This window comes from Micromonospora sp. ABR4_055 (genome assembly GCF_056160425.1).
This window is the reverse complement of record NZ_JBSWXD010000067.1, coordinates 18,360-32,987: the sequence shown is the minus strand read 5'-3', so window position 1 is coordinate 32,987 and position 14,628 is coordinate 18,360. Positions and strand designations below refer to the sequence as shown.

The following is a 14,628-nucleotide window of genomic DNA, read 5'->3' as shown; positions in this document are numbered from 1 at the left end:
CATATGCTGTTTTGGTTTTCGTTTTTCCTTCTCTGCCCTCCCTCTCTTGTTTTCTCTTGCTCCCCCCTCGCCCCCCCCCCCCCCCCCGTCCCCCCGACCACGGCATCCGGGTACTGGCCCTGATCGGCAACTCGGTGCCGGAGTTCTGGCTCGGCCTGGTGCTGGTCCTGGTCGGCTACAGCATGCTCGGCTGGTTCCCGGCCCCCAGCGGCCGGGTCGACCCGGACACCAACCTCACCCCGATCACCGGCGCAGAGCTGATCGACGCCGCGCTGACCGCCAACGGACCGGCGTTCACCTCCGCGCTGGCCCACCTGGCGCTGCCGGTGGCCACCCTGGCGATCGTGGTGGTCGCCCCGCTGCTGCGCAGCGTGCGCGCCTCCGCGCTGGAGGTGCTGCACTCCGAGGCGTACACCGCCGCCGCCGCGCACGGGCTGCGCGACCGGCTGCTGCGCCGCGGCTACCTGGTGCGCTCCGCGCTGGTCCGGCTGCCGTCGCTGGCCGCCCTGGTCTTCGGCACCGCGGTCGGGTCGACCGTGCTGATCGAGTACGTCTACTCCTGGCAGGGCTTCGGCCAGTGGGCGCTGCGCGGGCTGCTCTACCGCGACTTCCCGGTCGTGCAGGCCTCCGTGCTGCTCATCGCCGTCTGCTACGTCCTCGTCTTCCTGATCGCCGACGTGGTGCACGCGATCCTCGACCCGAGAGTGAAGATCTGATGGTTGACCTGCGCGCGGCCGGCGGACCGGCGGACAGCGCCGACGACGCCACCCCGGTGGTGGCTGCCGGCACCGCCCGGGGCGGCCGGTTCGCCACCGTACTGATCTCCGTCGGCGCGACGATCCTCGCGGTGGTGGCGCTGGCCGCGATCGCCGCGCCGCTGCTGTCGTCCTGGGGCCCGCAGGAGATCGACCCGGCCGGCACCCTGCTGCCGCCCGGCGGCAGCCACCCGCTCGGCACCGACATCAACGGAATGGACGTGTGGAGCCGGCTGCTGCACGCCGGCCGGCTCGACCTGGGCATCGCGGTCGCCGCGGTCGCCCTCGCCGTGCTCGCCGGCACCACCCTCGGCCTGGTCGCCGGCTACTTCGGCGGCTGGATCGACGACGTGCTGATGCGACTGCTCGACATCTTCCAGGCGTTCCCCACCTTCATCCTGGCCCTCGCGGTGGCCGCCCTGCTCGGCGGCGGCACGGTCAACCTGATCCTGACCATCGCCCTGGTCAACGCGCCCGGTTACGCCCGGCTGGTGCGGGCCGAAGTCCGCTCGGTACGGGAGCTGCCGTTCATCGACGCCGCGGTCACCTCCGGGGCGTCGCACCTCGGGGTGCTGTGGCGGCACGTGCTGCCGAACAGTCTCACCCCGGTGCGGGTGATCGCCCCGCTCGGCTGCGGCTGGGCGATGCTCACCCTGGCCGGGCTGTCCTTCCTCGGGCTGGGCATCTCGGTGCCGACCGCCGAATGGGGGTCGATGATCAGTCTCGGTTCGCCGGACGTGGTCGCCGGCCGCTGGTGGACCTCGGTGCCGCCCGGCCTGTTCCTGCTGATCAGCGTGTTCGGCTTCAGCCTGCTCGGCGAAGGGCTGCAGGAACGCGCGGAAGCGAAACGGCGGTGACCGCGATGGACCCGACGACGATCACCCGCGACCTGCTCGCCATCGAGAACCTGTCGGTGCTGATCCGCCGACCCGGTCGGCAGGTCGCCGCGCTCAGCGGGGTCAGCCTGCACGTCGACCGGGGTGAGGTGGTCGGCCTGGTCGGCGAGAGCGGCGGCGGCAAGTCCATGGTGGCCCGCTCGATCGTCGGCCTGCTGCCCGGCGGCGCGCAGGCCACCGGCCGGGTCCGCTTCCACGGCGGCGACGTCACCGGTGACCTCACCAGTGACGCCACCGGTGACCCCGCTGGCGGGCCGAGTGACGGTGCCGGCAACACCGGCGGACCGGTCGACGTACTGCGGCTCGACCCAGAGCAGCTGCGCCGCCACCGTGGCCACGGCGCGGCGATCTGCTTCCAGAACCCGCGCGGCGCGCTCAGCCCCACCCGTACCGTCGGTCGGCAGTTGACCGACCGGCTCACCACCCATCAGGGGATGACCGGGCAGCAGGCCCGTCAGGTGGCCAGGGAACTGTTCGCGGCGGTCGGTATCCGCAGCCCGCAGCGGCGGCTCGACGCGTACCCGCACGAACTGTCCGGCGGGATGGCGCAGCGGGTGATGATCTCGCTGGCCACCGGCTGCGCGCCCGGCCTGCTGATCGCCGACGAACCCACCACCGGCCTGGACGTCACCCTGGCCCGGGAGATCCTCCGCCAGTTCCGCCAGGCCGCCGACGCCGACCGGCGTGGGGTGCTGCTCATCTCGCACGACCTGGCCTCGATCGCCGAGGTCTGCGACCGGGTGGTGGTGCTCTACGCCGGCACCGTCGTGGAGAGCGGGCCGGCGGCGCAGGTGCTGCGGGCCCCGGCCCACCCGTACACCCGGGCGTTGCTCGCCTCGGTGCCCGACGTGGACGGCCGCCCGGTGCGGGCCACCGCCGGCGGGATGCCGCTGCTGACCGCCCCGCCCGACGACTGCCCGTTCGTCTCCCGGTGCGCGCACGCCACCGACCGCTGCGCCGCGCAGCGTCCGCCGACCGGCGCCGTGCCGGCCGCCACGTCGGTCACGGCCGCGTCGGACCGCGCTGCCGGCGGGACGGCCGGCTGGACGCTGGCTTGCTTCCACCCGCAGACCGGGCCGTTGGTCACCGACCCGGCCGTCGTCGACACGTCGGTGGGCACCGCGTCGCCTGGCACCGCACCGCGGGTCGACGCCGAGCGGGCCGGCGCAGCCGAGCGGACCGTGCTGCGTATCGACGACGCGCACGTGGTCTACCGCAGCCGGTTCGGCCGCGGCGGGCACCACGCGCTGCGCGGCGTCGACCTGACCGTGGCCGCCGGCGAAACCCTCGGCGTCGTCGGAGAGAGCGGCTGCGGTAAATCGACCCTGGCCAAGCTGATCCTCGGGCTGGTCGAGCCGGCAACCGGCACCGTCGAGATCGGCGGCGCCCGGATGGCCGAGCTGCGCGGCCGGGCGCTGCGCACCCTGCGGACCCGCGCCCAGATGGTGTTCCAGGATCCGTTCGGCGCGCTCAGCCCACGCCGCACCGTCGCGGACGCCATCGCCGAACCGCTGCGCGCCCTCGGCGTACCGGCGCCGCAGCGGGCCGAACGGGTCGGTGCCGCACTGGACCGGATGGAGCTGGACCGGTCGATCCTCGCCCGCCGCCCGCATGAACTCTCCGGCGGGCAGGCACAGCGGGTCGGCATCGCCCGCGCCCTGGTCGGCGACCCCGACCTGATCGTCTTCGACGAGCCGACGTCGGCGCTGGACGTCACCGTGCAGGCGCAGATCCTCGAAGTGATCCGCGACGTCGCCGCCGACCGGGACCGGGGCAGCGTGTTCATCTCCCACGACCTGGCCACGGTACGGGGCTTCGCCGACCGGGTGATCGTGCTCTACCTGGGCCGGATCGTCGAGGAGGGGCCGGTCGACGAGGTCTTCACCAGCCCGGCGCACCCGTACACCCGGGCGTTGCTGTCCAGCGCGCCGAGCCTCGGCGCCGGGTTCGGCGGCGGCCGCGTCGACCTGCTCAAGGACCTCGACGAGACCGACGCCGCCGCCGGCTGCCCGCTCGCCGCCCGCTGCCCGTTCGTCACCGGCCGGTGCCGTACCGAGGAACAGCAACTGCAGCCGTACGGGCGCAGCCGGGCAGCCTGCTGGCGGGCCCCGGAGATCCCCGACCTGCTGACCGAATCCGAAAGGTGACCTGAGACGATGCCCGCACCGCACATCCGGCTCGCCGTCGACATCGGCGGCACCTTCGTCGACGCGATGGAGCTGGACACCCGCACCAACCAGGTCCGGTTCCGCAAGGCGTCGACCACGCCGGCCCGCCCCTGGGAAGGGGTGCTGGACGCGGTGACCGCGCTCGGCACCGACCTGTCCGAGGTGGAGCTGTTCATCCACGGCACCACGCTCGGGCTCAACGCGGTGCTGGAGCGCCGGGGCGGGGCCACCGGCATCATCACCAACGAGGGCTTCCGGGACGTCTTCCTGCTCGGCCGGGGCAACGTGCCCGCCGACCACATGTACGACTTCCAGTACGAACGGCCGGAGAGCCTGGTCAAACGGCGGTACACCGCCGGGGTGACCGGCCGGCTCGACTACCGGGGTCGGGTGGTGACCGAACTCGACCCGGACAGTGTCCGGGCCGCCGCCCGCACCCTGGTCGAGGAGCACGGCGTCGGGTCGATCGCGGTCTGCTTCCTGCACTCGTTTGTCGACCCGAGCCACGAACGCGCCGCCGCCGCACTCATCCGCGAGGCGTACCCGCAGGTCAGCGTCTCGGTGTCGACGGACATCGTGCGCGAGCACCGCGAGTACGAGCGGACCAGCACCACCGTGCTGGAGGCGTACATCCGGCCGATCTTCGAACGCTACGTCGACGAGCTGGAGTCCGGGCTGGCCGCCCGGGGCTTCGCCGGCCGGTTCCTGATCATGCGGTCCGGCGGCGGGTCGATGACCTCGACGACGGCCAAGACGTCGCCGACGCACACCGTGCTGTCCGGCCCGGCCGGCGGCATCGTCGGCGCCGCCTACCTGGCCGGGGCGCTGGGCCGGGACAACCTGCTCACCTTCGACATCGGCGGGACGTCGCTGGACGCCTGCGTGATCGAGGCGGGCAGCCCGGTCGCCGCGTACGAGGCGCAGCTGGAGCACTTCCCGCTGCTGATCCCGACGTACGACATCCGCACCATCGGTGCCGGCGGCGGCTCCATCGCCTGGCTGGACCGGGGGCTGCTGAAGGTGGGCCCGCAGAGCGCCGGCGCCGACCCGGGGCCGGTCTGCTACGGCCGGGGCGGGCAGCGGCCGACCGTCACCGACGCCTCGGTGGTGCTCGGCTACGTCGACCCGGACCGGTTCCTCGCCGGCACGATGGGTCTGCAGGCCAAGGCGGCGCAGGCGGCGCTCGACGAGCAGATCGCCACCCCGCTCGGGCTGAGCCCGACCGCCGCTGCGGCCGGCGTCTACGACGTGCTGCTGGCCCGCACCGTCGGCGCGGTCCGGCAGATCACCGTGGAACGCGGCCACGACCCCCGGGTCTTCTCGCTGCTCGCCTTCGGCGGTGCCGGCCCGTTGCTGGCCCCGCTGCTGGCCCGCGAGATGGGCATCCGGGAGGTGGTGGTGCCGTTCGCCCCGTCCGGCTTCTCCGCCTGGGGGATGCTGTCGGCCGACATCGTCGACGACTTCTCCCGGACGGTGCTGGCCACCCTGGACGCCGACGCGCCGGAGGGCAGCGTCGACCTGGCCGCGCTGGAGGCGATGTTCGTCGAGGTCGAGGCCGAGGCGGTCGGCTCCCTGGTGGAGCAGGGCGTCGACGCCGGCTCGGCGGTGCTGGAACGCCAGTTGGAGCTGCGCTACCTCGGTCAGGAACACACCCTGATCGTCACCGTCGGCGCCGAGCTGGACCGCGACGCGATCCGGGATGCGTTCGAGCAGCTGCATCGCACCCGGTACGGCCACGCGATGAGCAACCGGCTGCAGATCCTCAACCTGCGGGTGCGCGGTATCGGCCGGACCACCCGCCCGGAGCTGGTCCGCCCGCCGGCCGGCGACGGCGACCCGACGCGGGCGCTGCTCGGCCGCCGCGACGCCTTCGACTTCGGCACCCGCGAGGTGGCGTCGTTCGCCGTCTACGACCGGGCGAAGCTGGCGCCGGGGGACCGGTTCGCCGGGCCGGCCCTGGTCGACGAGGGCACCTCCACCACGGTGGTGCCCAGCGGGCAGCGCGTCGAGGTCGACCCGCACGGCTACCTGCTGGTGACCCTGGAGGAGGCGAAGTGAGCACGCTGGACGGAGCCACCGCCGAGGTGGTGCGCAGCTACCTGATCTCCGCCGCCGAGGAGATGCGGGCCACGTTGATCCGCACCTCGTTCAACCCGGTGATCTACGAGGTGCACGACTTCGGCATGTCGATGTACGACGGCGACCTGCGGCTGATCGCCGAGGCGACCGGGTTGACGTTTTTCCTCGGCGCCAACGACTTCTCCCTCGCCAAGGGGGTCGAGTACGTCGGCCGGGAGAACCTGCACCGTGGCGACATCGTGCTGCTGAACTACCCGTACTGGAACGCGGCGCATGCCTCGGACGCCACCCTGTTCGCCCCGGTGTTCATGCCGGACCCGGCCGACGCCGATCCGGACGCCGACGGCGACCTGGTCGGGTTCCTGTGCGTGCGGGCGCACTGGATGGACCTGGGTGCCAAGGACCCGGGTTATGTGCTCGACTCCACCGACATACACCAGGAAGGGCTGATCTTCCCCGGCACGAAGGTGGTGTCCCGGGGCGAGCCGGTGCACGAGATCCACGAGCTGATCCGCTTCAACTCGCGGATGCCGGCCGAGGTGCTCGGCGACCTGCACGCGCAGATCGCCGCGCTGCGCACCGGCGAGCGGCGGTTGCTGGAGATCCTGGCGAAGTTCGGCCGGCCCACGGTGGCCGCCGCCGTCGATGCGATCATCGCCGACGGCGAGGCCCGCAGCCGGGCCGCCCTGGCCGCCCTGCCGCAGGGCTCGTGGACCGCCACCGACTGGGTCGACGACGACGGCATCACCGAGGAACCGGTGAAGATGCAGGTCACCGTCACCATCGCCGACGGCACCTTCACCGTCGACTTCGCCGGCTCGTCACCGGCGGTGCCCGGCCCGATCAACATGCCGTACGGGGCCACCGAGGCGATCTGCAAGGTCATCCTGAAGTCGTTGACCTCACCGGACCAGCCGTCGAACGCCGGCACCATCGCGCCGCTGCGGGTCAGGGCCGAGCCGGGCAGCCTGTTCCACGCCGTCTACCCGCAGCCGACGTTTACCCTGTGGACCGGCATCGTCGCCGTCGAGCTGATCCTCAAGGCACTCGCCCAGGGCATGCCGGACCGGTTGCCGGCCTCGTCCGGCGGGGACGTGCCCGGGTTCATGATGGTCGGTATCCACCCGGACACCGGCCAGCTCTTCGCGGTCAGCAACAACGACCCGGTCGGCTGGGGCGGCACCCGGGAGCACGACGGGATGAACGCCGCCACCCACGTCTCCGGCAGCACCGGGCGGATGACCCCGATCGAGGTCCTCGAGGCCCGGACCGGGATGTTCTTCGAACGGTTCGAGATGCGCACCGACTCCGGCGGCGCCGGCCGGCACCGGGGCGGCGTGGGGCTGCGGCGCGACATCCGGTTCGTCACCCCGGGTGAGTTCCTGTCGGTGATCAAGAAGACGAAGTCGGCGCCGTGGGCGCTCGACGGTGGCGCGCGGCCCGACCCGAACCAGGTGATCGTGCACCCGGGCACCGACCGGGAACGGCGGGTCAGCACGAAACGGACACCGGTGGTGCCCGGTGACCGGGTCACCCTGCTCACCGCCGGTGGCGGCGGGCACGGCGACCCGCGCGACCGTGACCCGGACGCGGTCCGCGAAGACGTCGCCGAAGGCTACGTGTCGCCGGCCGCCGCCCGCGAGGTGTACGGGGTCGAGGTCGATGACTGATACTTCCAGGGTGGACGGTGCGGCGACCGAGGTGGTGCGGAGCTACCTGGTGGCCGCCGCCGAGGAGATGCGCTCCGCGCTGGTACGCACCGCGTTCAACCCGGTCATCTACGAGGTGTACGACTTCGGCATCTCCATCTACGACGCCGGGCTGCGGCTGGTCGCCGAGTCGACCGGGCTGAGTCGGTTCCTCGGCGCCAACGACTACTCGATCCGCAAGGGCGTCGAGTACGTCGGCCGGGAGAACCTGCACCCCGGCGACGTCGTGCTGCTCAACTACCCGTACTGGAACGCGGCGCACGCCTACGACGCCACCCTGTTCGCCCCGGTCTTCCTGCCGGAGCCGGCCGGTGCCGGCGGTGGCGGGCCGGCCGGGGACGGCCCGCTGATCGGGTTCCTGTGCGTGCGGGCGCACTGGATGGACCTCGGTGCCAAGGACCCGGGCTACGTGCTCGACTCCACCGACATGCATCAGGAAGGCGTCATCTTCCCCGGCACCAAGGTGTTCCGCCGGGGCGAGCCGGTGCCCGAGATCATCGAGCTGATCCGCTTCAACTCGCGGATGCCCGAACTGGTCATCGGCGACCTGCACGCCCAGGTCGCGGCGCTGCGCACCGGTGAGCGCCGGCTGATCGAGCTGGTCGAACGGTTCGGCCCGGCCACCGTCACCACGGTCGTCGACACCGCGATCGCCGCCGCCGAAGCGTCCACCGCCGACGCGCTCGCCGCGTTGCCGCAGGGTTCCTGGACCGCCGTGGACTGGCTCGACGACGACGGCATCACCGACGAGCCGATCAAGATGCAGGTCACCGTCACCATCGCCGACGGCACCTGCACCGTCGATTTCACCGGGTCGTCACCGGCCGTCGCCGGACCGGTGAACCTGCCGTACGGGTCGACCATCGCCACCGCCCGGGTCGCGTTCAAGGCGCTCACCACACCGACCGAGCAGACCAACGCCGGGCACTTCACCGCGCTGCGGGTGGTCGCCGAACCGGGCAGCCTGTTCCACGCCGTCTACCCGGCCGCCACGTTCACCCAGTGGACCGGCACGGTGGCGATGGAGCTGATCTACCGGGCGCTGGCCCAGGGCATGCCGGACCGGCTGGCCGCGTCGTCCGGTGGCGACGTGCCCGGGTTCATGATGGTCGGCACCCACCCGGACACCGGGCAGCTGTACGCGGTCAGCAACAACGACCCGGTCGGCTGGGGTGCCTCGCCCGACCACGACGGCATCGGCCCGGCCAACCACCTGTGCCAGACCCAGGCCCGCAACACCCCGGTCGAGGTGCTCGAAGCCCGGACCGGGATGTTCTTCGAACGGCTGGAGATCCGCACCGACTCCGGCGGCGCCGGCCGGCACCGGGGCGGACCCGGGCTGCGCCGCGACATCCGGTTCACCACCGCCGGCGAGTTCCTGTCCGTGGTGAAGAAGACCAGGTCGGCGCCGTGGGCGCTGGACGGTGGTGGGCAGCCGGACCCGATCCAGGTGGTCGTCCACCCCGGCAGCGACCGGGAACGACGGGTCAGCACGAAACGCACGCCGGTCGCCCCCGGTGACCGGGTCACCCTGCTCACCGCCGGTGGCGGCGGGCACGGCGACCCGCGCGACCGCGACCCCGAGGCGGTTCGCGCCGACGTCGCCGAAGGCTACGTGTCACCGGCGGCCGCCCGCGACGTCTACGGCGTCCCCGCACCCGCACCCCGCAGAAAGGCCCGCGATGACCAACCCCGCTGACCGGACGCCGACATGAGCGCCGCCACCCACCCCGGACCGGTCGACACCGTCCTGACCAACTGCACCGTCGTGGACGCCCGCGTCCTCGACGGCGTCGGTCCGGTCACCGACGCCGCCGTCTGGGTGCGCGGCGACCGGATCGCCGCCGTCGGACGGGCCGCCGAGGTGACCGCCACCGCCCGCGCCGAGGCCGACGTCACCGAGATCGACCTCGGCGGCGCGTATCTGACACCCGGGCTGACCAACATGCACACCCACCTGTCGCTGTCCCTGCCCGGTGCCGGCGGGCAGAGCGTCAAGGACCTGACCCCGCACGAGCTGGCCCTCTACATGGCCGACGGGGCCCGGCGCACCCTGCTCTGCGGGGTGACCACGGTCCGCTGCGTGGCAGAGAAGGACCACGCCGACTTCGCGCTGCGCCGGGCGATCACCGCCGGCCGGGTCACCGGGCCACGGATCTTCACCGCCGGCCGCGCCTTGGTCTGCACCGGCGGACACGGCCACGAGAGCACCGACACCCTGGAATGCGACGGGGCCGACGGGTTCCGGCGTGGAGTGCGCAGCCAGATCAGGGCCGGTGCCGACCTGATCAAGGTGATGATCTCCGGCGGGATCGCCGGCGAACACGAGTCGATCCACACCCGGCAGCTGTTCCCCGACGAGATGGCCGCCGTCATCGACACCGCGCACGCCTGGGGGCGCAAGGTCACCGCGCACGCCGGCCCGGCACCGGTCATCGGCGAGGCCGTCGAGCTGGGGCTGGACTGCGTCGAACACGGCTACCAGCTCACCGAGGAGGTGGCGGCGCGGATGGCGCAGCGGGGAACCGCGCTGGTGCCGACCCTGCTGGTCACCCGGTGCAAGGAGTTCTTCGACGAACTCGGCGTACCGCAGTGGATGCAGTGCCGTTCGCTCGGTGCCGGACCCCGGCACCTGGAGAGCTACGCGATGGCCCTGGCCGCCGGGGTGGAGGTGCTGCTCGGCAGCGACATGCCGCCGTTCTGGCAATTCGAGGGCACCAACGCCTCGGTGCGGGAGCTGGAGTACCTGTCGGAGAGCGGCATCGGCCCGGCTCGCGCCCTGTACGCGGGCACCCTCGGCCCGGTCCGCTGGCTCGGCGCCGAGGCCGACCTCGGCACCGTCGAGACCGGCAAGTACGCCGACCTGGTGGCGATGGACGCCGACCCGACCGCCGACACGTCGGCGTTCCGGGGGGTGCGCTGGGTGATGTCCGGCGGCCGGGTGGTCCGCGACGACCGCGCCGGCTGGACCGCCTGGTGAACGACGTGAGGAGCAGAATGTCCGAGCAGGAGACCGCCGAGATCGCGGCGGCGATCGGCGACATGTACGACGCGTTCCTCGCCGGCGACCGGGTCCGCTTCGACCGGCACCTGCACGCCGACGTGACCACCTGGGAGACCCACCTGCCCGGCCCGCTGCGCACCCGCGACCAGCTGGACGCCTACCGGGAGCGACGCGACGCAGCCGGGGCCCGGCCGGTGCTGGACCGGCTGGCCCCCGAGGAGCTGCGGATCGACGTGTGGGGCGACGCCGCGGTGGCCCGCTACGTGCTGGTCGCGGTGCCGGCCGGCGGCGGCCCGGCCGAACACAGCCGGGTCACCGACGTCCTGCGCCACACCGGCGACGGCTGGCGGATCGTGCACCACCACTCCGAACTGGTCCGCCACCCGGCGGGACCGGCCCGCGAACCCGCCCTCGAACCGGCCGGCGGCCCGGCATGAGACGGCTGATCGCCACCGGGTACGGCGAACCCGACCAGGTGCTCACCGTCGCCGACCTGCCCGACGACCCACCACCCGGCCCCGGTCAGGTACGGATCGCCGTCGCCACGGTCGGGCTGAACTTCCTCGACGTGATGCTCTGCCGGGGCGAGTACCCGGTCCGCCCGGCGCCGCCGTTCACCCCCGGCGTCGAACTGGCCGGCCGGGTCGTGGCCGCCGGCACCGGCGCCGAAGCGCTCGCCGACACCGACGTGGTGGCCTGCCCGGCGCTGCCGCACGGCGCGCTCGGCGACACCGTCACCATCGACGCGGCGCTCGCCGTACCGCGTCCGGCGGGCATCTACCCGGTCGTCGCCGCCGCCGTCCCGGTCACCTACCAGACCGCCTGGTTCGCGCTGGACCGCGCCGCGGTCCGGCCCGGTGAGACGGTGCTGGTGCACGCTGGGGCCGGCGGCGTCGGCATCGCCGCCACGCAGCTGGCCGCCGCCCGGGGTGCCCGGGTGATCTGCACCGCCGGCGGGCCGGCGAAGACCGCGCTGTGCCGCGACAACGGCGCCGACGTCGCCGTCGACTACCTGGCCGGCGACTTCGTCGAGGCGGTACGCGACGCCACCGGCGGCGCCGGCGCGGACGTGATCGTCGACCCGGTCGGCGGGGACGTGTTCACCCGGTCACTGGACTGCCTGGCGTTCGAGGGCCGGCTCGTCGCGGTCGGCGCGGCCGGCGGCAACCCGCCACCGGTGGACCCGATGCGGCTGATCGCCGGCAACCACACTCTGATCGGGCTCTCCTGGGGCTCGACGTACCCGTGGACCCGGCCGGACGCGGTCGCCCAGGCGTACCAGCGGATCTTCGAACTGATCGCGGCCGGCACGGTCCGGCCCCCGGTGAACCGGGTCGTCGACCTGGCCGGCACCCCGGCCGCGCTCGCCGACCTGGCCGACCGGCGCACCACCGGAAAGATCATCGTCCGGATCGACCCGAGGGAGCAACCATGAGTGATCAGACTGCCGGCACCGACGGCGGCGACATCACCGCCGGCGGTGACATGGAGGTCTACGACCTGCGGGTCAGCGTGGACCGGATCACCGGCCGGTCGGTCTGCGGGATGGCCGTCGGCGACCACTTCGACCTGACCGACAGCGCCCACCTGAAGATCCCGGAAGGGAAACACTTCTGCGTGTACGCGCTCGCGTCGGTGCTGCCGTTCCTGGCCGCCAAGCAGCGCGACATGCCGCCGGGGGACTGGCTGGAACGCGACACCCTGTTCGCCTGCCCGGACCCGGAGGAGGGCCTGGTCATGCGGGTCGAACGGACCTGCAAGCGGCGAATGAACTCGGCCGACCTGACCTGAATCATCGGAGGTTCGCGTGGCTGTGGAAATCGGACTCGGCCTGCAGAGCGACAAACGCGCCGGCGACTACGCCCGGCTGGCCCGCGCCGCCGAGGCGTACGGCTTCGACGTGCTGAGCGTCTTCGGTGACCTGATGTACCAGCCGCCGATCTTCCCGCTGCTGGAGATGGCCGCCGCCACCGGACGGGTCCGGCTCGGCACCGCCTGCCTCAACCCGTACTCGATGGCGCCGTACGAGATCGCCGGCGAGCTCGCCGCCCTCGACCTGGCCTCGCACGGGCGGGCCTACCTGGGGCTGGCCCGTGGCACCTGGCTGGGCGCGGTCGGCATCGAGCAGCCGCGTCCGTTGACCGTGCTCGCCGAGGCCGCCGAGGTGATCCGCCGGTTGCTGCGCGGCGACACCGCCGGTTTCGACGGCAGGGTGTTCCGGCTGGCCCCGGAGACCGCCCTGCGGTACGCGGTACACCGCCCCGATCCGCCGCTGCTGCTCGGCGTGTGGGGGCCACGCGGTGCCGCGCTCGCCGGCCGGATCGCCGACGAGATCAAGGTCGGCGGCAGCGCCAACCCGGACATGGTGCCGGTGATCCGCGACCGGCTGCGTCCCGGCGCCGACGCCGCCGGCCGCTCCGTTGACGACATCGGCATCGTGTTCGGCGCGGTGACCGTGGTGGACACCGACGGTGCGGCGGCGCGGGCGAAGGCCCGCACCGAGGTGGCGATGTACCTGGCGGTGGTCGCCGATCTGGACCCGACGGTGACCGTGCCGGACGACCTGCTGGCGCAGGTCAAGTCGCTGGTGGCAGCCGGCCGCGACGTCGACGCCGGCCGGCTGGTGCCCGACGACCTGCTGGACCGGTTCGCCTTCTCCGGCACCCCGGAGCAGGTCGCCGCCCAGGCGCAGGCGCTGATCGACGCGGGGGTACGCCGGGTCGAGTTCGGCACTCCGCACGGGCTGACCGACGACCGTGGCGTCGAGCTGCTCGGCACCGAGGTGCTGCCGCTGCTACGTAGGGAGGCTTGCCGATGACAGTCGACGGTGTACTCGTCGTCGCCGGCCCGGGACTGACCGTCGACCCGGAGCTGCTGCGGGGCCTGGTCGTCGCCGAAGCAGCCGGCCTCGGCGTGGTCGGTGACTTCGTGGTCGCCGCCGACGCCGACGAGGTCCGCGGCCTGCTCGACGGGGTCGGCAGCGTCGGCGGGCGCGCGGTGGTGCTGCTGCCCGGCCCGGACCCGGCGGTACGGGCGCTGCTGACCGCCGACGGCCGCTGGGCAGGACGCACCGTCCACTACGACCCGCAGGTGACCGACCCGCAGCCGCCCGGTCCTGGCTCGGTCCACCTGTCCGGCCGGGGTGTGTGGGGGCTGGCCTGGGCGATCCGGCATGCCGTGCACCGGCTGCGCCGCCCGGCGCGGCGGGTCGCGTACGGGCCGGACCCGGAGCAGTGGGGCGAGCTGCGGCTACCGGCCGATGCGCCTGACGTGTCCGCCGGGCCGTTGCCGGTGGCGGTGCTGCTGCACGGCGGCTTCTGGCGATCGATCTGGGCGGCGGATCTGATGGACGCGCTCGCCGTCGACCTGGCCGACCGGGGCTACGCGGCGTGGAACCTGGAGTACCGCCGGCCGGACCGGCACGGCTGGCCGGCGACCACCGCCGACGTGGCGACCGGGCTGGCGGTGCTGGCCAACCTGCCGGAGCTGACCGGTGGCGCGGTGCCGGACGGTCTGCTGGACCTGGACCGGGTCGCGGTGTTCGGCCACTCCGCCGGCGGGCAGTTGGCGGTGCGGCTGGCCGCCGACGGCGGCCCGGTGCCGGTGGCGTTGGCGGTCTCCCTGGCGGGGGTGCTGGACCTGGCGGAAGGGGACCGACGCCAGGTCGGCACCGGCGCGGTCGCCGCCGCGCTCGGCGGTGGCCACGACATTGTGCCGCAGGTGTACGCCGCCTCGGATCCGATGGCCCGGCTGCCGATCGGGGTGCCGCAGCTGATCGTCCAGGGTGCCGGTGACGACCTCGACCTGATCGACTTCAACCGCCGGTACGTGGCGGCGGCGCGGGCAGCCGGGGAGGACCCGGGCTGGCTGGAGCAGCCGGGCGACCACTTCTCGGTGATCGACCCGGCCGCGCCGATCTGGCAGGCGACGATGACGCAGGTGGACCGGGTCCTGGGCCGGTGACGGGCCGGATCCGGTCAGCCGGCCCGAAATTATTACGTGTCAGTGAACATGTTG

General features: G+C 73.3%; 12 protein-coding genes. All 12 read left to right on the top strand.

Annotated features, from left to right (window positions below):
* Nucleotides 1-716, top strand: a 716-nt coding sequence (locus ACXAHD_RS16950) for an ABC transporter permease (RefSeq protein ID WP_475051601.1), incomplete at its 5' end; no start/stop codon positions are given.
* The gene (locus ACXAHD_RS16945) at nucleotides 716-1,612 is read left to right on the top strand and encodes an ABC transporter permease (protein WP_281554336.1); all 897 of its coding nucleotides are present in this window, start codon (nucleotides 716-718) and stop codon (nucleotides 1,610-1,612) included. The genes ACXAHD_RS16950 and ACXAHD_RS16945, both read left to right, overlap by 1 nt.
* Before the next feature lie 5 nt (nucleotides 1,613-1,617).
* Complete coding sequence (locus ACXAHD_RS16940) at nucleotides 1,618-3,798, top strand: ABC transporter ATP-binding protein (RefSeq protein ID WP_475051599.1); 2,181 nt, start codon at nucleotides 1,618-1,620, stop codon at nucleotides 3,796-3,798.
* A gap of 9 nt (nucleotides 3,799-3,807) precedes the next feature.
* Nucleotides 3,808-5,877 (top strand): hydantoinase/oxoprolinase family protein, encoded by a 2,070-nt coding sequence (locus ACXAHD_RS16935; RefSeq protein ID WP_289212625.1) that lies wholly within the window; start codon nucleotides 3,808-3,810, stop codon nucleotides 5,875-5,877.
* Complete coding sequence (locus ACXAHD_RS16930; protein WP_289212626.1) at nucleotides 5,874-7,568, top strand: hydantoinase B/oxoprolinase family protein; 1,695 nt, start codon at nucleotides 5,874-5,876, stop codon at nucleotides 7,566-7,568. The genes ACXAHD_RS16935 and ACXAHD_RS16930 overlap by 4 nt, the downstream gene beginning before the upstream one ends.
* Nucleotides 7,561-9,306: a hydantoinase B/oxoprolinase family protein gene (locus tag ACXAHD_RS16925; RefSeq protein ID WP_289212627.1), complete on the top strand. Its 1,746-nt coding sequence runs from the start codon at nucleotides 7,561-7,563 to the stop codon at nucleotides 9,304-9,306. The genes ACXAHD_RS16930 and ACXAHD_RS16925 overlap by 8 nt, the downstream gene beginning before the upstream one ends.
* A gap of 12 nt (nucleotides 9,307-9,318) precedes the next feature.
* Nucleotides 9,319-10,587: an amidohydrolase family protein gene (locus ACXAHD_RS16920; RefSeq protein ID WP_475051594.1), complete on the top strand. Its 1,269-nt coding sequence runs from the start codon at nucleotides 9,319-9,321 to the stop codon at nucleotides 10,585-10,587.
* Between the two features lie 17 nt (nucleotides 10,588-10,604).
* The gene (locus ACXAHD_RS16915; protein ID WP_475051592.1) at nucleotides 10,605-11,048 is read left to right on the top strand and encodes a YybH family protein; all 444 of its coding nucleotides are present in this window, start codon (nucleotides 10,605-10,607) and stop codon (nucleotides 11,046-11,048) included.
* Nucleotides 11,045-12,046, top strand: coding sequence for an NADPH:quinone oxidoreductase family protein (locus ACXAHD_RS16910; RefSeq protein ID WP_475051589.1), 1,002 nt, complete (start codon nucleotides 11,045-11,047; stop codon nucleotides 12,044-12,046). The genes ACXAHD_RS16915 and ACXAHD_RS16910 overlap by 4 nt, the downstream gene beginning before the upstream one ends.
* Complete coding sequence (locus ACXAHD_RS16905; RefSeq protein WP_281554344.1) at nucleotides 12,043-12,402, top strand: TIGR04076 family protein; 360 nt, start codon at nucleotides 12,043-12,045, stop codon at nucleotides 12,400-12,402. The genes ACXAHD_RS16910 and ACXAHD_RS16905 overlap by 4 nt, the downstream gene beginning before the upstream one ends.
* 16 nt (nucleotides 12,403-12,418) lie before the next feature.
* Entirely contained in the window at nucleotides 12,419-13,429 is a 1,011-nt protein-coding gene (locus tag ACXAHD_RS16900) for an LLM class flavin-dependent oxidoreductase (protein ID WP_475051586.1), read from the top strand.
* A complete protein-coding gene (locus ACXAHD_RS16895; RefSeq protein ID WP_475051583.1) occupies nucleotides 13,426-14,574 on the top strand; it encodes an alpha/beta hydrolase fold domain-containing protein in 1,149 nt (382 codons plus the stop codon). The genes ACXAHD_RS16900 and ACXAHD_RS16895 overlap by 4 nt, the downstream gene beginning before the upstream one ends.
* Nucleotides 14,575-14,628: the final 54 nt, after the last annotated feature.